Below are 22,387 nucleotides of genomic sequence, written 5' to 3'. Positions count from 1 at the left end.
GGCGGCCGCACGCCGCGTCGCCAGTGGGACCCGACAGGCATCCAGGTACCCGGCGGCGCGGTGAACATGCCCCCTGGTGAACCTGCGGCGCGGCGGCCGGGCCCCGGGGTGCGGGGCGGGGCCCGGCCGCCTGGAGCCGTCAGCCCGCGGCGGCCGCCAGCGCGCGCGCCGTCAGCACCGTCGCCAGATGGGTCCGGTACTCCGACGACCCGTGCAGGTCGGTCGGCGGTTCGGTGCCGGCCGGCGCCTGTGCGGCCGCCGTCCGGAACGTCTCCTCCGACGCCGGCCGCCCCTGGACGGCGATCTCCACCGCGTTGGCCCTGACGGGAACCGGCCCCATGCAGGTCAGTGCGACCCGTGCCTCCTCGATGCCGTCACCGTTGCGGCGGACGGCACAGGCGATTCCGACGATCGCCCATGCCTGCGCCGTCCGATGGAACTTCTCGTAGTGCACGCCCCAGCCCGCATCCAGTTTCGGTACGCGCACGCCCACGAGCAGCTCGTCCGGCTCCATCGCCGACGTCATCCAGTCGACGAAGAACTCCGACGCGGGGATCTCCCTCTCACCGCGCACGGACCGGACAAGGCACACCGCGTCCAATGCCAGCGCGACCGCGGGAAGGTCCCCCGCCGGGTCGGCGTGGGCCAGCGACCCGCCGAACGTGCCGCGATGCCGGACGGCCGGGTCCGCGACCGTCTCCGTCGCCTGCGCGATCAGCGGGGCGTGCTCGCGCACCAGCGGATCATGGATCACCTGGTGATGCGTCGCCATGGCGCCGATGACCAGGGAGTCGCCCGCGTCCCGGATCTCCCGGAGCCCGTCGACCCGGTCGAGGTCGATCAGCGCGTCGGGGTAGGCGAGCCGGAGCCGCAGCAGCGGCATCAGGCTCTGCCCGCCGGCCAGCACCTTCGCGTCCTCGCCGGCGTCGGACAGCGCCCGGCAGGCGTCCTCCACCGAGGCGGGACGCGCGTAGTCGAACGTCGCGGGGATCACTGTGCACCTCCGGCCGAGCCGAGTCCGCCGCCCGGGCCGGGTTCGGCCGCGGCGGGTTTCTCCTCCGCGCGCAGGGCGCGCCACACGCGTTCGGGCGAGCACGGCATCGGCACGTCCGTGACGCCGTGCGGGCGCAGCGCGTCCACGATCGCGTTGACGACCGCGGGCGTCGACGCGATCGTCCCCGCCTCGCCGACCCCCTTCACGCCCATCGGGTTGGACGTCGCGGGCGTCTCGGTGCGGTCGGTCGTGAACGACGGCAGGTCCTTGGCGGACGGGACCAGGTAGTCGGCCATGGTGGTCGTCGTGAGGTTGCCGTCCGCGTCGTACACGGCCTCCTCATAGAGGGCCTGGGCGATGCCCTGCGCGAGGCCTCCGTGGACCTGCCCCTCCACGATGAGCGGGTTGACGACCTTGCCGATGTCGTCCACCGCCACGTACTTGCGGAGCTTCACCATCCCGGTCTCTGTGTCGACCTCGGCGGCGCACAGGTGCGTGCCGTGCGGGAAGGAGAAGTTGTCCGGGTCGAACGTGGCGTCGGAGTCCAGCGACGGCTCGATGCCGTCCGGCAGGTCGTGCGCGGCGAACGCGGCCAGCGCGACCTCCTGCAGCGTCTTGCCCTCCTCCTGGACACCTCGGACGCTGAATCGTCCGCCGGCGAACTCCAGGTCCTGTTCGGACGCCTCCAGCAGATGGGCGGCGACCTTGCGGGCCTTGTCGACCACCTTCTCGCAGGCCGAGAACAGCGCGACGCCGCCGACGGTCAGGGAACGCGAGCCGTAGGTGTCCATTCCCTTGGGAGAGATGGCCGTGTCACCGTGCAGGACCTTCACGTCCTCGAACGGGACGCCGAGCCGGTCCGCGGTGATCTGCGCCCAGGCCGTCTCGTGGCCCTGCCCATGCGCGGACGAACCGGTGACCACTTCGACCTTCCCAGACGGCAGGACGCGCACCGACGCGTGTTCCCAGCCGCCCGCGCCGTACGACAGCGACCCCAGCACGCGGGACGGGGCCAGGCCGCACATCTCCGTGAACGTGGACACCCCGATGCCCAGCTGCACCGGATCCTGGCGTTCACGCCTGTCCGACTGCTCCGCGCGCAGCTTGTCGTACTCGAACAGCTCCAGCGCCTTGTCCGTCGCCGCCTCGTAGTTACCGGAGTCGTACGTGAGGCCCGCGATCGTCTCGTACGGGAACTCCTCATGCTTGATCCAGTTGCGGCGCCGTACCTCGATGGGGTCGACGCCCAGTTCGGCGGCCAGCTCGTCCATGATGCGCTCGATGGCGTACGTGGCCTCCGGGCGGCCAGCGCCCCTGTAGGCGTCCGTGGGCGTCTTCGTCGTGAAGACACCCGTGCAGGTGAACGACAACGCGTCCATCTTGTAGATGCCGTTGTACATGAACGCGCCCAGCAGCGGGATGCCGGGAGTGACCAGCATGAGGTACGCCCCCATGTCGGCCAGCAGATCCACCTTCAGGCCGCGGATCCGTCCGTCCCGCTCCGCCGCGAGGGTGATCTTCTGTATCTGGTCGCGCCCGTGGTGGACGGTCATGTTGCCCTCGCTGCGCGTCTCCGTCCACTTCACGGGACGGCCGAGCCTGCGGGCCAGCAGCAGCGCGAGGACCTCCTCCCCGTACACCTGCAGCTTGGAGCCGAAGCCGCCGCCGACGTCCGGTGCGACGACCCGGATCCGGTGCTCGGGGATCCCGGTGACCGTGGCCAGCATCAGCCGCAGGATGTGCGGGATCTGCGTGGCCGAGTACAGCGTGAACTCGTCCCCCTCGGGGACGCACAGGACCGACCGCGGCTCCATCGCCGTCGGGATCAGCCTCTGCTGGACGTAGCGGCGCTCCAGGACGACCGGTGCGTCCCTCATCGCGGCGTCGAGATCCCCGTTCTCGAACACCCACGTGTAGGACTTGTTCGTCCCCAGGTCGTCGTGGACCAGATCGGCGCCGTCCGCTACGGCCGCCTCCATGTCCACCACCGCGGGCAGCGGCTCGTAGTCGACGTCGATCTCTTCCAGGGCGTCCACGGCCGCGGCCTTGTCGCGCGCCACGACGCACGCGACGGGCTCCCCGACGTAGCGGACCTCGTCCACCGCCATGGGCGCATGGTCCGGATGCTTCATGTCATCGGTCACGACCCAGGCGCACGGAAGCGAACCCTGTTCCGCGGCGAGATCCTGGCCGCTGAACACGCCGACCACTCCGGGACGCCCCTTCGCGGCCGCGGTGTCGACGCCGGTGATCCTGGCGTGCGCGTACGGGCTGCGCAGGAACGCCACGTGCAGCGTCCCCGCCGGCGTCATGTTGTCGGTCCACCGGGTCCGGCCGGTGATGAGCCGGGCGTCCTCCGACCGCTTGCGCGGGCTGCCGACCTCCTGGACGGTCACGGCGTCACCTCCTGCCGGCCGGGCTCACGCATCTCGCTCGCCGCGCGCCGGACCGCCTTGACGATGTTCTGGTAGCCGGTGCACCGGCACAGGTTGCCTTCGAGCCCCTCCCGGACCTCGTCCTCCGACGGGTCGGGGTTCTCCCGCAGCAGATCGAGCGACGCCATGATCATGCCGGGCGTGCAGTAGCCGCACTGGAGCGCGTGCTCCTCGTGGAAGGCCCGCTGCATGGGGTGCGTGGTGCCGTCGACGCCGAGGCCCTCGACGGTCGTCACGTCGCGGCCGTCGGCCTGGACGGCGAAGACGGAGCAGCTCTTCACGCTCAGCCCGTCCATCAGGACGGTGCAGGCTCCGCAGTTGCTGGTGTCGCACCCGACCGGGGTCCCGACCTTTCCCAGCCGTTCGCGCAGATAGTGGACGAGAAGGAGGCGCGGTTCGACGTCGTCTTCGTACGTCGCGCCGTCGACCTCCACACGGATACGTGGCATGCGTTTCTCCCAGGGACGTCTCGGGGTGGACTTCGAGAGAGACGCCCCTGGGCGGGGCACGCTGTTCCGGCCACGTCATCGGGGCCACCTCCGTGGAAGGCGACCCTCCGAAACTAATCCGCGGTTGAATGCCGTACTAGTCCCCTGCGTCGCTTATTTACCGACGTCTGGGGGACTGATGGCCGCTAGTGCACGCGGAGGAGAACCGGCCAGGTGTCGGAGCCGACGATCCCGTCGTCGTCGACGCCGCCCCACCGCTGCACGGCCTTGACGGCCTCCTCGGTCGCGTCGTCGAACGTCCCGGTCATGGACACCTCGGGGTGGCTGCGCGCCTGCAGCAGCCCCTGCACGCTCTCCACGTGCTCCCCGGTGTCGCCCTTGCTCAGTTCCGGGAGCTTCTTCACCATGTCCTCCGTCCAGTTTCCTCCGCCGTAGGCGGGGCGTCCATAACCGGCGATGACACCGGAGTCGCGCACGCGGCGCTTCACCGCGTCGCTCGTATTGGCCTCGATGGTCTGGAGCCGCCCACCGCCGAGGACCTTCTCGACCACGCCGACATGGTCGATCGCGCCCACGTTGTTGGTGGCGCCCCAGTCGAAGAACACGATGTCGCCGGGCTTGGCCTCGTTGACACTCGCGGTCGTCCCGCTGTGCCACCGTCCGGCCTTCTGGAAGTCCTGTGCGTGCCACACGGTGTAGGCGCGGTCCCCGCCCGGCAGGACGGCCGCGGCGTTCCCGCTGTGCCGTGCCCAGTAGGTGATGCCCATGTCGCACCATGAGGCCCTCAGGAACTCGTCCCCGTGCCTGGACGCGTACTCCCTGGTGATGGTGTTCGGCCGGCCCGACATTCCGAGCGACTTCCGGGCCTCGGCGATCATTGCCGCGGCGCTCATCCGGAACCCTCCCCGCGGAAGATCCCGTCGGTATCGGGCTCGCCGTACAGCGCTCCGAGGATCTGCTCCTCGTCCGGTTCGGTGGCCCGGTGGACGTCCGGATTCACGTCCACTTCATCCATATGGGCTGCTTCGTTCGCATCTGTGCTGTTTTGGGGGGTCATGTGCTCCTCCAGGAGCGTCGGCCTCCGCCGCGCCGTTCCGTGGGCGACTTTCGACCGACCGTAATGGGCCGACCCCATACTTCTCCGGTTTTCGCCCTAAAACTCACTCAACTGCCCGAGAAACGCTGCTACCAGGTAAGACACCCGGCAACACATCGGTGTGGCCGGCGTTTCGCGGGCGATATCGACCGGTTCCGGGGTAGGGGCCGCCTATGTTGTTCTTTTCGTCCCGGCTGGGATGCCTGGGGTCGGTGGTCGTGACCCTCGTGCTCACCTGGGTCGTGTTCCTCCTGCTCAGCCGGTGAGTCAGCGGCGGGGAGCGAGGGTTTCGGTGTGGAGCGGCCTCCCGTCCAGATCCCGTAGGTGGACGGTCAGGGTCTCGCTTCGTCCGTCGATCTGGACCTCACCGAAGAACTGGTAGCCCTCGGCCGGGGACGTGTTCGCGTGCGGCGGCGCCTGGACGAACTTGAGTTGCGGGCCGAACGTGCCGTCGAGTTTGTTGGGGCCGAAGGCGCCGGCATTGAGGGGGCCCGAGACGAATTCCCAGAAGGGGTCGAAATCGGTGAAGGCGGCCTTCGCGGGGTCGTAATAGTGCGCCGCCGTGTAGTGGACGTCGGCCGTGAGCCAGACCATGTTCCGGACGCGGTGCCGCCGCGCGTACGACAGCAGGTCGGCGATCTCGCGCTCGCGGCCCAGCGGGGCGCCGTCGTCGCCCTGGGCGGCGGACTCCTGCGCGGTGCCGTCGGGGACGATCAGCCCGAGGGGCAGGTCGGCCGCGATGACCTTCCAGGTGGCCTTGGAGTCGCGCAGTTCCCGCTTGAGCCACGCGGACTGCTCGGCGCCGAGGAGGCCGTCCCGCTGGGTCGGGGACGTGCCCGCGTCGTTCGGGGACTTGTACGTCCGCATGTCGAGCATGAAGACGTCCAGGAGCGGGCCGTAGGAGATCCGCCGGTAGAGGCGGCCCGAACGGGCGGTGCGGACCGGCGTGTACTCGAACATCGCCTGGCGGGAGCGTTGCGCCAGGACGTCCACGCGCTTCTCGGTGTATTGGGGGAGGTCGAGGATCTCACCCGGGTACCAGTTGTTCAGCGTCTCGTGGTCGTCCCACTGGTAGAGCATCGGGACCTGGGCGTTGAAGGCCCTGAAGTTCGCGTCCTGGAGGTTGTAGCGGAACTGGCCGCGGTATTCGGCGAGGGTTTGGGCGACGGCCGATTTCTCCGGAGTGACGATGTTGCGCCACGTGCGGCCGTCCGGGAGCGGCACCGTCGCGCTGAGGGGGCCGTCGGAGTAGACGAGGTCGCCGCTGCACAGGAAGAAGTCGGGGTCGGCGGCGCCCATCGCCTTGAAGATCCGGTAGCCGCCGAGGTCGGGGTCGATGCCCCAGCCCTGGCCGGCGAGGTCGCCCGACCAGACGAAGCGGATGTCCCGCCGGCCGCGGGGAGCGGTGCGCAGCCGCCCGGCCAGCGGCTCGGACGCCGGTCCCTGGTCCAGGCCGTCGAGCCGGACCCGGTAGTGCAGTTCCTCGCCGGGCGGCAGGCCGCGCAGGAGCGTCTTGCCGGTGAGGTCGGTGCCGGGCGTCAGTACGGGCCCGCGCACGGTCCGGGCGTTCCGGAAGTCGGGACGGCGGCTCACCTCGACGAGCATCCGGGCGGGACGGTCGGAGCGCGCCCACACCACGGCCTCGTGCGCGGTCACGTCGCCGCTCTGCACGCCGTGGGTCAGGCGCGGGCGGTCAATGCGCAGCAGCGCGGACGCGGGCCCGCCGCCGAGCAGGGTGAACGCCGCCCCGCCGGTGGTGACGAGGCCGCCGCGCAGCACGGTCCGACGGTCCATGGGTGCTCCGTTCCCTTGATCCATTCCCCGCGCATGCTCTCCACGCGGGGCGGATTCCGGGTGGACTCTCGGTGATCGGCTTGACAACCTTCGGTTACCGAGTGTCTCCTTGTACCCGTGACCAAGCGCCTGCCGACCGACAGCCCCGTGGCCCTGTGCCGCGTGGCCGGCGCGCTGTGTCCTTCGTGTTGTCGCTGACCTCTGTTCTCACCGGCCGACACACCTGCACGAAGGACTTTCTCCCGTGGACCTTTCCGTGGTTCCCGATCTCACCATGCACGGCCAGGACGACCCGCACGGCCGCGCGACCGCCGTCCGTCCGCCGACCGTCGGGCAGCTCGCCGCCCGCGTCCGCGAGCTCGCCGGACGCCCCGGCGAGTGGTGGCGGCTCGTCCGGTTCGACCTCGGCGAGCCGGTGCACGTCCCGCTCGACGACGAGACGTGGCTGATCACCTGGCCGCCGGGGTCCGGCGCGACGGTTCCGGGCCAGGTCAGCACCTTGATCGCCGGCGAGCTGGCGGAGCTGGCGATGACCGGGCGGGGCGTCACCGAGCGGCCGTTGCGGGCCAACCGCGTCCGCGTGCACGGCGGGGCGCAGACGATGACGAACCCGGGGCCGGCGTTCGCGGTCAGCCTGCACGCCGGTGCAGCACGTCCTTCGGACCGCCCGTCCAGCTGACGACGAGCTTCCCCGACCGCAGGACGGCCCGGCCGGCGACCCGGTCGCGGGAACCGTTCGCGCAGCTCAGCTTGATCCCGCCCGACGCGTCGACGGTGCCGGTGCAGAAACCCGGCGAGTTCAGGGCGGCGGCGCCGCGGTAGAGGTAGAGCGCCACGCGCCCCTTGCCCGAGCCCGCCGTCCAGTTGCCGTCCAGCGGCGACTTCTTCTCGGCGCCGGGCCGCACGCCGTTCAGCACCGGCGGGGTCGGACGGAACGTCGCCGCCGAGGGGGCGGGCCCGGCCGGCGGCGGTTCCGAACCGCTGCAGCCGGCCAGCGGGACGGTGAGCAGCAGGGAGAGCGCGAGCACGGCCGGCCGCATGAGGTCCTCCAGGGATGAGGCGCGCGGCGGGCCCGGGGGGAAGGGCCCGCCGCGCGTGCACGGGGGTCAGCGCGGGGTGACCCGGACGGTCTTCTTCTTCGGGGCGGCCGGGAGGACGCGGGGCTTCCGCACGGTGCGGGCGTCCTTCAGCAGCTTGGCGGCCTCGGCGGGCGCGGCCGCCTGCGGCGTGTTGCTCGGGTTGATCCCGGACGCGAGGCTGAGGACCCCGGTCAGGTTCATCGTGTTCTCGGACGCGGGGGACGGCAGGCCCATCATCTGGTTGATGACGCCGTCCAGGATCCCGAACGGGCCGCAGCCCTTCGCGGCCGGCACGGCGACCGGCGCGCTGATCGCGATCTGCCCGGACAGCCACGACAGCAGCGGGTCGAACGCGAGGTCACCGGTCCGGAACGCCGGGGCGAGGTTCGCCTCGATCGGCCCGATGACGCAGGTGGCGCCGAGCAGCTGGTTGTTGAGGTGGACGTTCAGGGACGCCTTGGCGCCGAGCCCGCCGCCCGAGAGCGACACGTGGATCGGCCCGGCGAGCGACTGCGTGACGGTGAGCCGGTTGACGTCCCACATGGCCGCGGGGGTCTTGCCGAGGATGGGCCCGATGAGCGGCAGCTGCCCGATCAGCCCGCCCGGCACCTCGACCGGCGTGGACACGAGCTGCCGCCCGGCGACCGGCGGCTTCAGCACGAGGTCACCGGTCTCGTCCGGCTCGCCCAGGTAGCCGGTGATGCGGATGGCGCCGGCGGGCAGCTCCTGCTGGAACGAGCCGATCTCGACCGAGCCGCCGGTGGTGACCTGCGTCTGGCAGAGCTGCTCGCGCGGGCACTGGTTCATGAACTGGGCGGCGCCGTTGGGGGCGGCGCCGGGCAGGAGGGCCGGGACGGCCGGGTGGCGGGTGCCGGCGGGCGGCGCGGCCGGGTCGAGGTGCCCGATCAGCCCGCGGCCCGGCTCGCTGAACCACAGGTGGCCGCCGGGGCCGTTGACGATGCGCTGCGGCGCGGACAGCGTCGCCGGCAGCGGGTACTCGCTGATCGCGCCGGACACCGGGTCGACGCTCGCGATGTTGCTGGCCGCGGTCTCGGTGATCCAGAGCTTGCGGTCCGGGCCGGTGACGATGCCGGTGGGCATCGAGTCGGGGACGGGGGTGGAGTACTCGTCGACCGCGTGCGTGGCCGGGTCGATCCGGCCGACCCTGCCGGCGCCGGGCTCGGTGAACCACAGCTTGCCGTCCGGGCCGATGACGATCCCGCCCATCGCGGGGGTCCCCTTGCCCGCGGACGGCGTCGGGAAGGTGGTGACCGCGCCGGTGGCGGGGTCGAGCCTGCCGAGGACGCCCTGGCCGGTGGTGAACCAGATCGCCTTGTCCGGGCCGGTCGTGAGCGCGTAGGGGAAGAGCCGGGTGGCGTAGGCGGTCACGGTGCCGGACGCGTCGATGCGGCCGATGGAGCCGGAGACGCCGCCGGTGAACCACAGGGCGCCGTCCGGCCCGGGGGTGATGTCGGAGACCTGAGCGTTCGCGAAGTTCACGGTGCCGGTGGTGGGCAGCTCGTACAGGGTGGACTTGCCGGTCGCCGGGTCCACGCGCCCGACCCGCGGGGCGGCCGTGGACACGTCGGTGAACCACAGCGAGCCGTCCGGCGCGGAGGTCATCGCGTCCGGGGCGCCGAGAAGCTTCTTGGAGTTCTCGGCGACCGGGTACTCGGTGACCTTGCCGGCGGCGTCCACGCGGCCGATGCCGCCCGCGTTGGCGGCGTACCAGACGGATCCGTCCGAGCCGGCGGCCAGGCCGAGCGGCAGGACGTCGGGGACGGGCAGGGCGATCTCGCGCACCGGGCTCGCGGCGGCCGCGGCGCCTGGGACGGCCGTCAGGGCGCCCGCTCCCAGCGCCAGCGCGGCGGCCAGCGAGAGCGCTCTGCTACGTCGATGGCGCATCGCCATCGCCTCCTTGGAAAGTGGGGATCCCCCGACCCGAGACAAGATCCACACCAATAGAAACCCGTAGGTTTTTCACGTCAACCCGGTCGTTGATCTCCGTCCGCTTCCGGTCAGCGGGTCAACCGGAGGGCCGCGAAAGGGGTCCCGAGCTGGCCGGAAAGCCGAACGTGCCAGTATTCGCCGGTCAGGTGGGGTCGCCGTTCAGATAGGGCGACGCGGCCTCGCGGCCGATGAGGGGGAGCAGCGCGAAGTAGGTCAGGGACGGCAGCAGCGACGGCAGTTCCTCCGCCTCGCCCGTCTCCATCTGGACGTGGATCGCGCTGTAGATACCGCCGACGATCGCGTCCACCACGGCGACCGGGACGGGCGCCAGCGACGGGTCGGTGAAGAACGCGCGGAAGCGGACGAGGTTGTCGATGCGCGCCTGCCGGACCTGCGGGCCCGCCGCGTTGACCTCCACCAGCGACGCCCGCGCGAACCGGGGCTCCCGGGCCAGGGCGGCGAGCAGCGTGCGGAGCCCCGCATGGATCCCGTCCGGCCAGGACGGCGCGGCCTCGTACGCCTCCCGCATGAGGCGGAGCAGGATGTCCATGCCGCGCTGGTAGGCGGCCAGAAAGCAGTCGTCCAGGTCGGTGAAGTGCGCGTAGAACGTCTTCTTCGTGACGCCCGCGCCCTCGGTCACGCGGCTGATCGTGGTGTGCGCGAACCCGCGTTCCGACACGACCTGGACGAACGCGTCGATCAGGCGCTCCCGCTGGATGCCGGCCACCGTCTCGGGGGACAGCCCGTGCCGGCCGGGCTTGATGGCGCGGCCCGGGTCCAGCGCCGACCGCGACCCGGGCAGCACGTCCGCGCACCCCGCCTCCGGCGTCCCCGCCTGCCCCGACATCGAACCTCGTTCCGTCACCAGCCGTTGGGATCAGGTTACTTCCCGTTCCCGGCGCTGGGGAAAGGCCCGGCGCGTGCGGCGCGGGTCACAGAAGGGTGTCAGCGCAGGTTGCGGCGGCGGGAGCGGGTCAGCACCCGGACCGTCCCGACGAGCCCGAGGCCGATCAGCACCACCGGGACCAGTACCGTCGCGGGAACACCATCGGTCTCCGACAGGCCGTCCGAGAGGAAGAGCCCGGCGAGGACGAGGAAGAACAGCCCGGTGACGGGCCCTGCCGGATCGAACCTGTACTTCTTCTTCGCACGCTCCCGGTCAGCCACGGTGCACGTCCACGTCTCCGACCTTCCCGCGGATCCGCAGGACGATCACCGGCGGCTCGCCGGCCGCTTCGACCTCGGGTTCGAGGGTCCGCACGACCTTGGCGTTCGGCCCGCTCGTCGTCCGGTGCTCGACGCGCAGGTCGCCGAGCGCGACCTTCGCGTCCACCATGACCCGGGCGCCCGGCGGCAGCGTGACCTCCAGCCCGCCGAGCGCGACCTCCGCGTTGATCTCGACGCGCTGCCCGGCCGCGACCGGCAGGGCGGTGAGGTCGAGGCCGCCCTGGCCGACGCCCACCTTGTAGACCTGGTTCGCCTGCCCGAGGTCGGTGGGGCGCCAGTCGATCTCCCCGTACTCGGCGTTGCGCGGGACGTCGCCCACGACCGAGGTGGTGAGCATCGCGAGGGTCAGCACGGTCCCGGCCGCGGCGAGACCGCGGGTCCGGTACCAGCCGCCGACGAACAGCCCGAGTCCCATGACGGCGAGCGCGGGCGCCATGACGATCAGCCAGGAGTCCGGGGCGGGATAGGACCGCGCGACCGGGATCATCGCCGCGCCCGCCGCCATGGCGGCCAGCAGCGTGATCGTGGCCGCCGGCGAGCTCACGCCGCCGCGGTCGCGCGGCGCCGGCGGCGCGTCCGCGACGGTCTCGGCCGCGCCCGTCCGCGTGGCCGAGTAGGCGGCGAGGTCGATCATGCCCTCGGGCAGGCCCCCGCCGCCGCCCGGTGCCCGGGACGGCACGTCCTTGCCGAGGGAGACGCCGCCGACGACGACGGACTCCGACCGCGTCCACTCGGCGGACGGCTCCGGCGGATGCCCGGTGAGCCGTTCGGGGACCGACCGCGCCATGGTCACGAGGTCCACGCCGCGCGAGTGCGCGACGAGCAGCACCAGCCCGAATACCACCAGCACCGCGATCGCGTCGGTCGGCGAGCCGCCGAACAGGCTGAACACGACGCCGACGCACAGCAGCGCGCCGAGGATCGACAGCACGGCCTGCCCGTCGAACCACCGCTTGAGGAGCTGCTCGGCGAGCGACGACTCGCCCGGGCTCGACGGCATCAGCAGCGCCGCCGCGATGTAGAGGAAGATCCCCTGCCCGTGCGCCAGGACCAGGATCGCGAATCCCACGCGGAACACGACGGGGTCGATTCCGGTGTAGCGGCCGAGCCCGGTGCACACGCCGGCCAGCACCCGCCGGTCGGCGTCGCGCGCCAGCCGCCGGTAGTTCGGTTCCTGGACCTGCTTCTCCTCGCCCATGCCAGCCATGGTCGCGTGTCCCGCCCCGCGCGCGGTATCGGGGAGGTCCCTGATTCCGACCCTGAGGCGGGCCCGGGGTAGGTCCCTGATGCGGTTCGCGTCCCGGCGTGTGACGATCGACGACGTGGGAGAACCTTCGGAGGGGCGGCGGTGAGCCGGGAGACGGCGGAGCGGCCCGGGGCGACGCCGGTCGCGCCGGACCGGCTGGAACGCGCCGCCGAGGGCCGGCTCGTCGCCGGGGTGTGCCGCGGCCTGGCCGTGCACCTCGGCGTGGACGTGTTCCTCGTCCGGGCCGCGTTCGTCCTGCTCACGATGGCGAGCGGGCTCGGCCTCGCCGCGTACGCGGCGTTCTGGATCCTCGTGCCCGCCGCCGAGAGGTCCGAGCGGCCGGCCGGCCGGCGGCGCGGCCGCGACTGGGGCCAGCTGCTCGCCTACGCGGCCGTCACCCTGGGCCTCGCGGCCCTGCCGTGGGGCGCGGCCGGGGTCGTCCAGTGGGCGCTGTGGCCGTTCGTCGTCGGCGGGGTCGGCGCCGCGATCCTCTGGCAGCAGGCCGACCGGGACCAGCGGCAGCGCTGGACGCTTCCGCTCCGCCAGCGGTGGCTGCGCAGCCTGCTCGGCCTGCTCCTCGTGGTCGGCGGCATCGGCGGGGTCGTCGCGCAGAACGTGGAGGCCGACCAGGCGCGCTCGGTCGTCATCGCCATGCTGATCATCCTCACGGGGGTCGCGGTGATCGTGACGCCGTGGGTGGTGCGGCTCTGGCAGGACCTGGACGCCGAGCGGCACGAGCGCATCCGGTCCCAGGAGCGCGCCGAACTGGCCGCGCACATCCACGACTCGGTGCTGCACACGCTGACCCTCATCCAGCGGAACGCGCACGACACCCGGGAGGTGCAGCGGCTCGCCCGGTCCCAGGAGCGGACGCTGCGGACGTGGCTCTACCAGCCGCGCGCCGATCCCGACCAGACGTTCGCCGCCGCGATCCGCGAGGCGGCCGGCGAGGTCGAGGACGACCACAACGTGCCGATCGAGGTCGTCTGCGTGGGGGACACGGCGCTTGACGAGCGCATCGGCGCGACGCTCCAGGCCGCGCGGGAGGCGATGGTGAACGCCGCCAAGTACGCCGAGGCGCCGTCGGTGTCCGTCTACGCCGAGGTGGAGGGCGCCGAGATCGCCATCTTCGTCCGCGACCGCGGCAAGGGTTTCGACCTCGACCAGGTCCCGGCGGACCGGATGGGCGTCCGGGGGTCCATCATCGGACGTATGGAACGCAACGGCGGCAAGGCCACCGTCCGCACCGCGCCGGGCGAGGGCACCGAGGTGCGTTTGGAGATCAGGAAATCGTGAGCGGAGCGATGGGCGAGGCGTTGAAGAGGGTCGTGCTGGTCGACGACCACCAGATGTTCCGGACCGGGGTGAAGGCCGAGCTCGGCGGCGGCGTCGAGATCGTCGGGGAGGCGGGCGACGTCGACGAGGCGGTCTCGGTGATCCGCGGGACGCAGCCGGACGTCGTGCTGCTGGACGTCCACCTGCCCGGCGGCGGGGGGATCGAGGTGCTGCGCCGGCTGCACGGCTCGGTCCCGTCCAAGTTCCTCGCGCTGTCGGTGTCGGACGCGGCGGAGGACGTGATCGGCGTCGTCCGGGGCGGGGCGCGCGGCTACGTCACCAAGACGATCTCCGGCCCCGAGCTGACGGACGCGATCGGCCGGGTCGCCGAGGGGGACGCCGTGTTCTCGCCCCGGCTCGCCGGGTTCGTCCTGGACGCGTTCGCGGCCACGGACGTCCCGGCCGTCGATCCCGAACTGGACCAGATCACCCAGCGGGAGCGGGACGTCCTGCGGCTGATCGCGCGCGGCTACGCCTACAAGGAGATCGCGAAGGAGCTGTTCATCTCCGTCAAGACGGTGGAGACGCACGTCAGCAGCGTCCTGCGGAAGCTGCAGCTGTCGAACCGGCATGAGCTGTCCCGCTGGGCCGCCGCCCGCCGCCTCGTCTGACGGCGCATGTTCCTGCCCTCTGGAGTCCCCGCAGTAAACGTTTTCCCCGCGACTGTGAGCAAATTGTAATATCCGATTTGCCGGACTCGTGATCATCGCATCGTCCGGTATGGGACAGTCGCTCTCCATGACCTATCCTCCTCCCGGGCCCGGGCAGCCGGGCTCCCAGCCGCCTTATCCGACCCCTCCCATGCCGTCGGATTCCGGTTACGGCCCCGGCCACGGCTCCAGATCCGACAAGACCAACGGCCTGGCGATCGCCGCCTTCGTCACCGGCCTGCTCGGCTGCCTCGGCATCCTCGGGGCGATCCTCGGCGCCATCGCCCTCAACCAGATCGGGAAGAAGGGCGGGAAGGGGCGGGGCCTCGCGATCGCCGGCATCGTGCTGTCGTGCCTGTGGATCGTCGTGGGCATCGCCGCCTTCGTGCTGCAGGGCGGCGACTCCTCGGACGACGGCGGAGCCACGCCCAAGGTGACGCAGACCAAGCCCGAGAAGGTCGACGCCCAGGAGATGAAGGTCGGCCACTGCATCAACGACAACTCGGGCGCCACGAGCAGCACCGCGACCGACGCGCCGGTCGAGGTCGAGAGCGTCAAGATCGTCCCGTGTACGCAACCGCACGACGGCGAGGTGATGGCCGTCTTCAAGCTGCGGCAGGCCGTCATGCCGCCCGAGGCGCAGCTCCAGCAGCTCGCGTCGACCGGATGCAAGGCGCGCACCCAGGCGAGGATCAACCGCGACCCCGCCGCCCGGGGCATCGCGAACTCCTACTACTACCCGACGGCCGACTCCTGGAAGTCCGGGGACCGGGTCGTCACCTGCGTGGCCGTGGCCGCCACCGAGGGCAAGAAGCTCAGCCGGCCGCTGCACCGCTGACGTCGCCGGTGTTCCGCTGGGCGGCCGGCCCGCCGCCCCGGAACCCGCTCTAGGCCCGCGCGGCCCGCAGGGCGTCCACGACCATGCCCGCGACGTGTTCGACCGTGGAGACACCGGTCTCCATCGTCGGGTTCTCGCCGGTGCACACCGCGACGAGGAAGTCGTGGCCGGGGCCGGTGATGCGGCCGACGCTGTTGATCGTCCAGCCGTGCCCCTGGTGGCGGACCGGCGTCCAGCCGTTCTTCAACGCCACCTCCTCACCCGGGCGCGCCGCCGCGCTGACCCCCCACGCCTGCTCGTCGAGCACGGAGCCCATCAGGCCGAGGATGTAACGGCGGCCGGACGCGTTCAGCGGGCTGCCGTCCGACGCCAGGTTCGTGAGCAGCCGCACCTGGTCGGCCGGGCTCGTCCAGGACGAACCCCATGAAGGGGAGAACGGCGTCGTGTTCTGCAAACCGAAGCTCTTGTTGGCCTTCCTGACACCGGCGCCGTAGCCGGCGTGGGAGTACAGGGCGTCCGCCGCCGAGTTGTCGCTCTCCCTGATCATCTGGCCGGCCAGTTCGCGCTCGCCGCCGGACAGCCACCGGCGGTCGCGCTGCCGCTGCAGGGCGAGGCTCGCCAGGATGTCGACCTTCATGATGCTGGCGCTGACGAACCGGCCCTTCTCGTTCTCGCCGAAGGTCAGGCCGGTCCGCAGGTCCGTCGCCATCACCCCCGCCCTGCCCGGACGCGCCCGGATGTAGGCGCGGACGGACTGGCGCAGCGCCGCCTGGTCCAACGGGGGAAGCGCCGAGTCCGCCGCGGCCACCTCCGCTCCGGCCTTGGGGGGCCCGGTGGCGTTCACGACGACACCGCTCTTGCGATGCGGCTTGTCCGCGATGAACCAGTGGGCGGTGACCCCCGCCCCCGTGGCGCCCGCCGCGAGAGCGAGCACGATGAGATGACGCCGCATCGATTCCCCCGAATGTCGTGCGACCCGTTGCCAGCCGTTGTCAGATGGCGCCCGGAAGGCGGGCCGGGCAGCCCGGCTCGCAGCGCTCGGAGTGCCATGCCACGCGGCGCGCGTACGCGCCGAGGCGGCGGCGCAGGGCCGCGCGGGCGACCGGTCCGATGCCCGGGAAGCCGTCGATCTCGCCGCGCCAGCGGATCAGCGTGCCCTTGACGTGCGGCTCCAGCGTGACGTCGGCGCGCAGGCGGCGCCGCGGCGGCCCGGCCTGCGCGATGTAGCCGTAGTGCCGCGGCGGATCCCAGGCCACGACCTCCGCACGCCAGGACCGGACGTGCCGGACGGCCCCGATCCCGTTCGGATGCTCCGCGCCGGCGGCCTCGCGCCGCGCGCGGGTCCAGAAGCCGCCCCATTCGCCCCACGCCTCCGGCACGCACAGATGCTTGAAGATCACATCCGCCGCGGCGGAGGAGGTGGCGGTGACCTCGATCCCGTATGGCATGACGACCCCCCGTGTTCTGTCACATGGGGTACATGCCCGATCAGGAGCCGATTACGGCTTGTAAGGGAATGTATTTATCGCGTGACCGATTCTCGGGCAGGCTCAGGCGGTGTCGATGACCTGGAACGACTCGGCGAGACGTCCCTCGGGAAGCCCTGCGGCGGTGGCGTTGTGGCCCAGCCAGCCACGCAGCATCTCCGGCAGCCCGTCGCCCATGTGCCCGGTCTGGCTGGCGTGCGCCCGCAGCGCGTTCACCTTCCGGTCGAACCGGTCGGTGATGTCGACGTAGTGGTTCACGACGGGCCCGCCGCTCATCCACACCTCCCGCACCGTCCACGCGTCCAGGCCCTCGCCGGCGAGCAGCTCCGGAAACGCGTACGGGTTGCGGGCGTCGGGGTAGACGGCGTCGAGCGCGGCCGAGCCGACCGCCCGGTGGTCCGGGTGGCTCGGATAGATCCGCTGGTAGTTGCGCTCGGGACTCGGCATCAGCACGCGGTCCGGCCGCACCTGCCGGATCACCCGGGCGATGTCGCGGCGAAGGTCCAGCGTGGCCTCGACCCGACCGTCCGGGTAGCCGAGGAACCGGACGTCGCTCACCCCGGCGCACTTGGCCGCCGCCCGCTGCTCCTCGCGGCGCAGGGCGGCCATCTCCTCACGGGTGACGCCGTCGTCGAAGCCGCCCGCGTCGCCGTCGGTGACCATGAGGTACACGACCTCGATGCCGCGGTCCGTCCAGCCCGCCACCGTCCCGGCCGCGCCGAAGTCGACGTCGTCGGGATGCGCCATCACGGCGAGGATGCACCGCAATTCACTGTCGTCCAGAACGTTGGTCACGGATTCAACCATAAGGTCGATTTTGATCAGAACGACATCAGGGACGCCAGGAGCCGTTCCTGGAACGCCTTCACGTCGCTGCCGACGGCGACCTTGACCGGGCGGCGGGCGTCCTCGGCGGGCAGCGAGCGGGCGTCCCACACGGTCGTGCCGCGCGTCAGCTCGCCCCGCAGCTCCACCCGCACCGGACGGGTCGCGTACTCGCCGAGCTCCGGCTCCACGACCAGCATCGCGGCGAGCGCGTCGTGGATGACGGCGCCCCGTCGCCTGAGCGTGGGCGTGTAGGCGTCGGCGTAGAACTCCAGGATGCTCGCGGCGAACCGCGCGACCGGGGTGTCGTGGGCGGCCAGCCGGTCGAGCCAGTCGTCGTGGACGGCCGTCGGGTGCGTCGCGTCCAGCGGCACCAGGACCACCGGCCAGTCCGCCGCGAACACGAGGTCGGCCGCCTCGGGGTCGTGCCAGATGTTCGCCTCGGCGTGCGTGGTGATGTTGCCGGGGTGGTCGAACGCCCCGCCCATGACGACCACCTCCTTGATCAGCGACGGCAGCTCGTCGTCCAGCAGCAGCGCCGCGCCGAGGTTCGTCAGCGGGCCGGTCGCCAGCAGCGTCAGCTCGCCCGGCGCCTCCCGCGCCAGCCGGACGATCTGCGCGGCGGCGGGCTCGGCCACCGGACGCCCCGCCGGCTCGGGAAGGCGGGTGTCGCCGAGGCCGTCCGTGCCGTGCCAGTCCAGCGCGTAGTGGACGTCCTGCGCCATCGGGCGGGGCGCGCCGACCGCGACCGGCACCCCCTGCTCGCCCGCCTTGATCTCCGCCGCCTCCAGCACGCGCAGCGTGTTCAGCGCGCCGGTCAGCGGGTCGGTGTTGCCGTGCACCGTCCCGACGCCCGCGAGCTCCGCCTTCCCCGCCCGGACCAGCGAGGCCAGGTAGAGGAGTGTCAACGCGTCGTCGATGCCGGTGTCGCAGTCGTACAGGATGGTGGGTGCTTTGGTCACGGATGCAACCTATATCGCATGATCGGCGATTGGGTCTGGGAGGCGGCGCCGCACCGGGGTAGAGCAGAGACATGCGCAAACTCATCAACGCCCCGGCGAACGTGGTCTCCGACGCGCTGCGCGGCCTGGCCGCCGCGCATCCGGAGCTGACGGTCGATCCGGGCAACGGAACCGTCATACGTGCGGACGCGCCGCGCACCGGGAAGGTCGCCCTGGTGTCGGGCGGCGGATCCGGGCACGAACCGCTGCACGCCGGGTTCGTCGGACACGGGATGCTGGACGCCGCGTGCTGCGGCGAGGTGTTCACCTCCCCGGTGCCCGACCAGATCATCGCCGCGACGATGGCCGTGAACGGCGGCGCCGGCGTGCTGCACCTCGTGAAGAACTACACCGGCGACGTCATGAACTTCCAGATGGCCGCGGAACTGGCCGAGGACGAGGACATCCAGGTCACGTCCGTCGTCGTCGACGACGACGTCGCCGTGGAGGACAGCACGTTCACCGCCGGGCGGCGCGGCACCGGCGCCACGCTGTTCGCCGAGAAGATCGCCGGCGCGCTCGCCGAGGAGGGCGCGCCGCTGGACGCCGTCGCCGCGGCGGCACGGGAGGTCAACGAGCGCAGCCGGTCGTTCGGCGTCGCGCTGTCCTCGTGCACGGTCCCGGCCGCCGGATCGCCCACGTTCGAGCTGGGCGAGGACGAGATGGAGCTCGGCATCGGCATCCACGGCGAGCCGGGCCGGGAACGCGCCAGGATCGGCAGTGCGGCGGAGATCGTGGACGCGTCGCTCAGCGCGATCGACGCGGACATGCCGCTGTCCGGGGCCGAGGTCCTCGTGCTGGTGAACGGGATGGGCGGCACCCCGCTGATCGAGCAGTACGTCGCCTACGCGGCCGCCGCCGAGTGGCTGGACGGGCACGGCGCCACCGTCGTCCGCCGCCTGGTCGGGTCGTACGTGACCAGCCTGGAGATGGCCGGCTGCATGATCAGCGTGTGCCGGGTGACGCCCGAGCTGACCCGCCTCTGGGACGCCCCCGTCGAGACCCCCGGGCTGCGGTGGGGCCGATGAACGCGGACGATCTCGCCTCCTGGATCCGGCACACGGCGGAACTGGTGTCCGCCGACGCCGACCGGCTGACCCGGCTGGACGCGGCCATCGGCGACGGAGACCACGGCCTCAACCTGGACCGCGGCTTCCGGGCCGCGGTGGAGGCGCTCCCCGCGGACGTCCCGCCGGGCAAGGTGCTGATCACGGCGGGACGGGCGATCGTGTCGAAGACCGGCGGCGCGTCCGGGCCCCTCTACGGGACGGCGCTGCGCCGCGCGGGCAAGGCGATGGGCGACGAAGGCGAGGTGGACGCCGCCGGGCTCGGCGCCGCGCTCCGGGCGGGGCTGGAGGGCGTCGTGGAGCTCGGCAAGGCCGCCGAGGGCGACAAGACGATGATCGACGCGCTCGCCCCCGCCGTCGCGGCCTACGAGGCGGCACTCGCCGAGGGCTCCGGCCTCGCCGGGTGCGTGCGCGCCGCCGCCGAGGCCGCCGCGAAGGGCGCGGACGGCACCGTCCCGATGCGGGCCCGCAAGGGCCGGGCCAGCTATCTGGGCGCGCGGAGCGAAGGACACATGGATCCCGGCGCGTCGTCCACCGCCCTGGTGCTCCAGGCCCTGGCGGACGTCGCAGGGGAGGGATGACATGGTCGGGATCGTCATCATCGCCCACAGCCGGACGCTCGCCGAAGGCACCGCCGAGGTGGCCCGCGCGATGGGCATCGGCAAGGCCGTCGTCGAACCCGCCGGCGGTGACGTCGACGGCGGGCTCGGGACCAGCATCGACCTCGTCGAGCACGCGGTCGCCGCGGCGGACCAGGGCGACGGCGTCGTGCTGCTCGCCGATCTCGGCAGCTCCGTGCTGACCGCCAAGACGCTCATCGAGGACGCCGGCGGCGATGTGCTGCTCGCGGACGCCCCGCTGGTCGAAGGCGCGGTCGCGGCGGCGTCCATGGCCGCGGCCGGGGCCGACCTTCCCACCGTCCTCGCCGCCGCCGAGTCCGCCCGCGACCACCGCAAGACCGGCTGAACACCGCCGGCCGAACACGGCAGGACCGGCTGAACCCGGCCGTGGCGGGCTCGCGTCGGCCCGCCACGGCCAGGCTCAGGCCCAGTCGGGGCCTTCCAGGAGCGTCCCGAGAGGGGACGCCCTGCCCGCCGTCGGGTCGCCCCGCACCTCGTACACGCGCGATTCGCCGCCGCCGTCCTCCCCGGAGACCGTGATCCGGTAGGCGGGGAGGTCGGCGCCGATCTCCCCGGCCTCGCCGCGGGCTTGCGCGGCCGCGAGGGCGTGCACCGCCTCCCGGATGCGCCCGGCGTCCCCGGCGGGGAGGTCGGCGGTGTCGTACGACGCGACGACGGTCTCCCGGCCGGTGAACCCGCCGGTGCTCTCGACCTTCACGCGCATGCCGCTGCTCCCTCCCCGCCGGATCGCCCTACTTGCTGAAGGCCCGGCGCAACTCGTCCAGTTCCTCGTGGAGGATGTCAGCGTCCTCCAGAGTGCCGCGCTTGGCCAGCTTGTCGGCCGCGACGACCTGGTACTCCGGCATCTGCATGGTGCCGCAGCAGCGCGACCGGTCCTGGCCGGCCCGCAGGCTCGCCGAGTGCTCGTCGTGCGCCTCGACCTTGGTGACGTCCTTCCCGTTCCCGGTGTACCCGGCCTCGGTCATCGCCATCTGCCCGCTCATCAGGTCACGCAGCGGGGTCGCCGCCGTCGTGATCTCCCGGACGGCGAACCGGTTGCGGATGAACGTCCGGTAGATCGCCGGGTCGCCGCGGCTCGCCGAGATCTGCAGCATCTTGTTCGCCACGTCCACGAACAGGGCCCCGGTCGCGGGGGACGCGACGATCGCGTCGAACACGAGCTTGCACAGCGCGGCCGCCGTCTCGATCAGCACGATCGCCGGGTCCTTGGTGCGCGCCTGCCGGCTCATCTCGAAGGTGTAGATGTCGGCGAGCACGTCGTAGATCGCGCCGGTGAACACCTGCGAGATCGCGTGCACCTCGTTGCCGACCTCGCTGAGCTTGAGGTCGTTGTCGGCGTTCCGCAGCCCGGACGGCATGCCGAGCGCCTTGCCGAACTCCTCGGCGAGCTCGGGCAGGAACGACTTGTCGTGCAGGTTCGCCTTCGTGAGCGCGACGAGCGCGTCGGCCTGGTCCGGCTCCGCCAGCGCCAGGAAGATCGCCGTGATGTCGCCGAACGACTCGTGCAGGCCGCCCGTCTGCGGCGGGTTGTCCGCCGACAGCCAGCCCGGCTTGAGCCCGTCCAGGATCGCGTGGCCCGTCTCGTGCGCGACGATGTCGAGCGACCGGCACGTGTTGACGACGGTGGACGGCGGCTGTCCCTCAGGCGTGAAGAACAGGAACTTCAGCGCCTTGGCCGTCCTGGAGTAGAACGCGTTGGCGCCCTCGCCGGCGTGCGGGAACACGGTGATGCGGTCGGTGTTGCCGCCGACGTTCCATGCGAACGGGATCGGATTGCCCCCGTTGTGCCGCTCGTACATCGCCATGGTCCGCCGGACGACGGCGAACGTGTGCGCGCAGTCGAACTGCGGGGTGCCCGGCGTGAACACGAAGTCGCCGTTGATGTTGCGCGCGACCGGGGTGACGCCCGGCAGCTCGGTCTGGACGCGGGCGTCCGCCGGGCCGATCAGCACCACGGTCGGGATGAACGCCAGCCGGGCGCCCAGCTCGGTGACCGACGGGTCCTGTTTGTACATGAGGAACCGGTGGCCGGGCTGCGCCGGCACCGGGATCGGCACGGGCCGCGGTACCGACCGCGGTACGGGCGGTGCCGCCCCCTGGACGATCTGCGAGGCCCGTCCGGGCCACTGCGCGGGAACCTCGACGTCTCTTGCCTCGGCGTCCCGCTGCGTCTGGAACTCCTGCTGGTGGATCTTCACGCAACCACCTCCCCTGACGGTGCGCGAGTCCCTGCTGACTCTGCGCTTCCATGGGCGGACATGCGGGGATGCCAC

24 protein-coding genes are annotated in these 22,387 nt (G+C 72.1%); 7 read left to right on the top strand and 17 right to left on the bottom strand.

The window, feature by feature from the left end; genetic code table 11:
• Nucleotides 1–139: 139 nt before the first annotated feature.
• The 6 genes from ACQPZP_RS38725 to ACQPZP_RS38700 form a co-directional block, all read right to left on the bottom strand.
• On the bottom strand, nucleotides 140–994 hold the full coding sequence (locus tag ACQPZP_RS38725) for an FAD binding domain-containing protein (RefSeq protein ID WP_433474616.1): 855 nt from the start codon (nucleotides 992–994) through the stop codon (nucleotides 140–142).
• Nucleotides 991–3,390: a xanthine dehydrogenase family protein molybdopterin-binding subunit gene (locus ACQPZP_RS38720; RefSeq protein WP_433474615.1), complete on the bottom strand. Its 2,400-nt coding sequence runs from the start codon at nucleotides 3,388–3,390 to the stop codon at nucleotides 991–993. The genes ACQPZP_RS38725 and ACQPZP_RS38720 overlap by 4 nt, the downstream gene beginning before the upstream one ends.
• Nucleotides 3,387–3,878 (bottom strand): (2Fe-2S)-binding protein, encoded by a 492-nt coding sequence (locus tag ACQPZP_RS38715; RefSeq protein WP_433474614.1) that lies wholly within the window; start codon nucleotides 3,876–3,878, stop codon nucleotides 3,387–3,389. The genes ACQPZP_RS38720 and ACQPZP_RS38715 overlap by 4 nt, the downstream gene beginning before the upstream one ends.
• Before the next feature lie 185 nt (nucleotides 3,879–4,063).
• Nucleotides 4,064–4,771 carry a peptidoglycan-binding protein gene (locus ACQPZP_RS38710; RefSeq protein WP_433474613.1) on the bottom strand — a complete coding sequence of 236 codons (708 nt, stop codon included), beginning with the start codon at nucleotides 4,769–4,771 and terminating at the stop codon, nucleotides 4,064–4,066.
• A complete protein-coding gene (locus tag ACQPZP_RS38705) occupies nucleotides 4,768–4,893 on the bottom strand; it encodes a hypothetical protein (RefSeq protein WP_433474612.1) in 126 nt (41 codons plus the stop codon). Before ACQPZP_RS38705 ends, ACQPZP_RS38710 begins: the two co-directional genes overlap by 4 nt.
• Nucleotides 4,894–5,241: 348 nt before the next feature.
• Complete coding sequence (locus ACQPZP_RS38700) at nucleotides 5,242–6,768, bottom strand: alkaline phosphatase D family protein (protein WP_433474611.1); 1,527 nt, start codon at nucleotides 6,766–6,768, stop codon at nucleotides 5,242–5,244.
• 244 nt (nucleotides 6,769–7,012) lie between these two features.
• Between ACQPZP_RS38700 and ACQPZP_RS38695 the strand changes: the two genes are divergently transcribed.
• Nucleotides 7,013–7,447, top strand: coding sequence for a cysteine dioxygenase (locus tag ACQPZP_RS38695; RefSeq protein WP_433474610.1), 435 nt, complete (start codon nucleotides 7,013–7,015; stop codon nucleotides 7,445–7,447).
• Here ACQPZP_RS38695 and ACQPZP_RS38690 read toward each other — a convergent pair.
• The 5 genes from ACQPZP_RS38690 to ACQPZP_RS38670 all read right to left on the bottom strand — a co-directional run bounded on the left by ACQPZP_RS38690 (nucleotide 7,398) and on the right by ACQPZP_RS38670 (nucleotide 12,222).
• Nucleotides 7,398–7,808, bottom strand: coding sequence for a hypothetical protein (locus ACQPZP_RS38690; RefSeq protein WP_433474609.1), 411 nt, complete (start codon nucleotides 7,806–7,808; stop codon nucleotides 7,398–7,400). The genes ACQPZP_RS38695 and ACQPZP_RS38690 overlap by 50 nt on opposite strands.
• Nucleotides 7,809–7,874: 66 nt before the next feature.
• Complete coding sequence (locus ACQPZP_RS38685) at nucleotides 7,875–9,752, bottom strand: Vgb family protein (RefSeq protein ID WP_433474608.1); 1,878 nt, start codon at nucleotides 9,750–9,752, stop codon at nucleotides 7,875–7,877.
• A gap of 187 nt (nucleotides 9,753–9,939) precedes the next feature.
• Nucleotides 9,940–10,644: a TetR/AcrR family transcriptional regulator gene (locus ACQPZP_RS38680; RefSeq protein WP_433474607.1), complete on the bottom strand. Its 705-nt coding sequence runs from the start codon at nucleotides 10,642–10,644 to the stop codon at nucleotides 9,940–9,942.
• Nucleotides 10,645–10,742: 98 nt separating this feature from the next.
• Entirely contained in the window at nucleotides 10,743–10,964 is a 222-nt protein-coding gene (locus tag ACQPZP_RS38675; protein WP_433474606.1) for a hypothetical protein, read from the bottom strand.
• Nucleotides 10,957–12,222 carry a PspC domain-containing protein gene (locus ACQPZP_RS38670; RefSeq protein WP_433474605.1) on the bottom strand — a complete coding sequence of 422 codons (1,266 nt, stop codon included), beginning with the start codon at nucleotides 12,220–12,222 and terminating at the stop codon, nucleotides 10,957–10,959. Before ACQPZP_RS38670 ends, ACQPZP_RS38675 begins: the two co-directional genes overlap by 8 nt.
• A 150-nt stretch (nucleotides 12,223–12,372) precedes the next feature.
• Between ACQPZP_RS38670 and ACQPZP_RS38665 the strand changes: the two genes are divergently transcribed.
• The 3 genes from ACQPZP_RS38665 (at nucleotide 12,373) to ACQPZP_RS38655 (ending at nucleotide 15,093) form a co-directional block, all read left to right on the top strand.
• The gene (locus tag ACQPZP_RS38665) at nucleotides 12,373–13,566 is read left to right on the top strand and encodes an ATP-binding protein (protein ID WP_433474604.1); all 1,194 of its coding nucleotides are present in this window, start codon (nucleotides 12,373–12,375) and stop codon (nucleotides 13,564–13,566) included.
• A gap of 8 nt (nucleotides 13,567–13,574) precedes the next feature.
• Nucleotides 13,575–14,216, top strand: coding sequence for a LuxR C-terminal-related transcriptional regulator (locus ACQPZP_RS38660; RefSeq protein WP_433470144.1), 642 nt, complete (start codon nucleotides 13,575–13,577; stop codon nucleotides 14,214–14,216).
• Nucleotides 14,217–14,406: 190 nt separating this feature from the next.
• Nucleotides 14,407–15,093, top strand: a complete 687-nt coding sequence (locus tag ACQPZP_RS38655) for a DUF4190 domain-containing protein (RefSeq protein ID WP_433474603.1) — start codon at nucleotides 14,407–14,409, stop codon at nucleotides 15,091–15,093.
• A 49-nt stretch (nucleotides 15,094–15,142) separates the two neighbouring features.
• Here the strand turns inward: ACQPZP_RS38655 and ACQPZP_RS38650 are convergent, their stop codons facing one another.
• The 4 genes from ACQPZP_RS38650 to ACQPZP_RS38635 form a co-directional block, all read right to left on the bottom strand.
• Entirely contained in the window at nucleotides 15,143–16,045 is a 903-nt protein-coding gene (locus ACQPZP_RS38650) for a serine hydrolase (RefSeq protein WP_433474602.1), read from the bottom strand.
• A gap of 40 nt (nucleotides 16,046–16,085) precedes the next feature.
• Nucleotides 16,086–16,541: an SRPBCC family protein gene (locus ACQPZP_RS38645; RefSeq protein ID WP_433474601.1), complete on the bottom strand. Its 456-nt coding sequence runs from the start codon at nucleotides 16,539–16,541 to the stop codon at nucleotides 16,086–16,088.
• Between the two features lie 102 nt (nucleotides 16,542–16,643).
• Nucleotides 16,644–17,387, bottom strand: coding sequence for a PIG-L deacetylase family protein (locus ACQPZP_RS38640; RefSeq protein WP_433474600.1), 744 nt, complete (start codon nucleotides 17,385–17,387; stop codon nucleotides 16,644–16,646).
• A 14-nt stretch (nucleotides 17,388–17,401) separates the two neighbouring features.
• Entirely contained in the window at nucleotides 17,402–18,367 is a 966-nt protein-coding gene (locus ACQPZP_RS38635) for a nucleoside hydrolase (RefSeq protein WP_433474599.1), read from the bottom strand.
• Nucleotides 18,368–18,438: 71 nt separating this feature from the next.
• Here ACQPZP_RS38635 and dhaK point away from each other — a divergent pair, with 71 nt between their 5' ends.
• From dhaK to ACQPZP_RS38620, 3 genes are read left to right on the top strand one after another with little or no spacing between them, the layout of a single operon-like run.
• A complete protein-coding gene (gene dhaK / locus ACQPZP_RS38630; protein WP_433474598.1) occupies nucleotides 18,439–19,434 on the top strand; it encodes a dihydroxyacetone kinase subunit DhaK in 996 nt (331 codons plus the stop codon).
• Complete coding sequence (gene dhaL, locus ACQPZP_RS38625; RefSeq protein WP_433474597.1) at nucleotides 19,431–20,054, top strand: dihydroxyacetone kinase subunit DhaL; 624 nt, start codon at nucleotides 19,431–19,433, stop codon at nucleotides 20,052–20,054. Before dhaK ends, dhaL begins: the two co-directional genes overlap by 4 nt.
• Nucleotide 20,055: 1 nt before the next feature.
• Nucleotides 20,056–20,439, top strand: coding sequence for a PTS-dependent dihydroxyacetone kinase phosphotransferase subunit DhaM (locus tag ACQPZP_RS38620; protein ID WP_433474596.1), 384 nt, complete (start codon nucleotides 20,056–20,058; stop codon nucleotides 20,437–20,439).
• Nucleotides 20,440–20,514: 75 nt separating this feature from the next.
• Here the strand turns inward: ACQPZP_RS38620 and ACQPZP_RS38615 are convergent, their stop codons facing one another.
• Nucleotides 20,515–20,817, bottom strand: coding sequence for a protealysin inhibitor emfourin (locus ACQPZP_RS38615; RefSeq protein WP_433474595.1), 303 nt, complete (start codon nucleotides 20,815–20,817; stop codon nucleotides 20,515–20,517).
• A gap of 28 nt (nucleotides 20,818–20,845) precedes the next feature.
• Nucleotides 20,846–22,312 (bottom strand): hypothetical protein, encoded by a 1,467-nt coding sequence (locus tag ACQPZP_RS38610; RefSeq protein ID WP_433474594.1) that lies wholly within the window; start codon nucleotides 22,310–22,312, stop codon nucleotides 20,846–20,848.
• Between the last annotated feature and the right edge of the window lie 75 nt (nucleotides 22,313–22,387).

The organism is Spirillospora sp. CA-142024, assembly GCF_050942325.1.
GTDB lineage: Bacteria > Actinomycetota > Actinomycetes > Streptosporangiales > Streptosporangiaceae > Spirillospora.
Note: the sequence above shows the minus strand (reverse complement) of the source record. Positions and strands in the feature narration are given on the sequence as shown.

What these genes read in the sequence shown, in the direction of transcription:
- ACQPZP_RS38640 (WP_433474600.1), bottom strand. Translation starts at nt 17,387, where the DNA reads ATGGTTGAATCCGTGACCAACGTTCTGGACGACAGTGAATTGCGGTGC.
- ACQPZP_RS38710 (WP_433474613.1), bottom strand. Translation starts at nt 4,771, where the DNA reads ATGAGCGCCGCGGCAATGATCGCCGAGGCCCGGAAGTCGCTCGGAATG.
- ACQPZP_RS38650 (WP_433474602.1), bottom strand. Translation starts at nt 16,045, where the DNA reads ATGCGGCGTCATCTCATCGTGCTCGCTCTCGCGGCGGGCGCCACGGGG.
- ACQPZP_RS38620 (WP_433474596.1), top strand. Translation starts at nt 20,056, where the DNA reads ATGGTCGGGATCGTCATCATCGCCCACAGCCGGACGCTCGCCGAAGGC.
- dhaK (WP_433474598.1), top strand. Translation starts at nt 18,439, where the DNA reads ATGCGCAAACTCATCAACGCCCCGGCGAACGTGGTCTCCGACGCGCTG.
- ACQPZP_RS38680 (WP_433474607.1), bottom strand. Translation starts at nt 10,644, where the DNA reads ATGTCGGGGCAGGCGGGGACGCCGGAGGCGGGGTGCGCGGACGTGCTG.
- dhaL (WP_433474597.1), top strand. Translation starts at nt 19,431, where the DNA reads ATGAACGCGGACGATCTCGCCTCCTGGATCCGGCACACGGCGGAACTG.
- ACQPZP_RS38645 (WP_433474601.1), bottom strand. Translation starts at nt 16,541, where the DNA reads ATGCCATACGGGATCGAGGTCACCGCCACCTCCTCCGCCGCGGCGGAT.
- ACQPZP_RS38670 (WP_433474605.1), bottom strand. Translation starts at nt 12,222, where the DNA reads ATGGGCGAGGAGAAGCAGGTCCAGGAACCGAACTACCGGCGGCTGGCG.
- ACQPZP_RS38705 (WP_433474612.1), bottom strand. Translation starts at nt 4,893, where the DNA reads ATGGATGAAGTGGACGTGAATCCGGACGTCCACCGGGCCACCGAACCG.
- ACQPZP_RS38690 (WP_433474609.1), bottom strand. Translation starts at nt 7,808, where the DNA reads ATGCGGCCGGCCGTGCTCGCGCTCTCCCTGCTGCTCACCGTCCCGCTG.
- ACQPZP_RS38615 (WP_433474595.1), bottom strand. Translation starts at nt 20,817, where the DNA reads ATGCGCGTGAAGGTCGAGAGCACCGGCGGGTTCACCGGCCGGGAGACC.
- ACQPZP_RS38660 (WP_433470144.1), top strand. Translation starts at nt 13,575, where the DNA reads ATGGGCGAGGCGTTGAAGAGGGTCGTGCTGGTCGACGACCACCAGATG.
- ACQPZP_RS38685 (WP_433474608.1), bottom strand. Translation starts at nt 9,752, where the DNA reads ATGCGCCATCGACGTAGCAGAGCGCTCTCGCTGGCCGCCGCGCTGGCG.
- ACQPZP_RS38715 (WP_433474614.1), bottom strand. Translation starts at nt 3,878, where the DNA reads ATGCCACGTATCCGTGTGGAGGTCGACGGCGCGACGTACGAAGACGAC.
- ACQPZP_RS38655 (WP_433474603.1), top strand. Translation starts at nt 14,407, where the DNA reads ATGCCGTCGGATTCCGGTTACGGCCCCGGCCACGGCTCCAGATCCGAC.
- ACQPZP_RS38700 (WP_433474611.1), bottom strand. Translation starts at nt 6,768, where the DNA reads ATGGACCGTCGGACCGTGCTGCGCGGCGGCCTCGTCACCACCGGCGGG.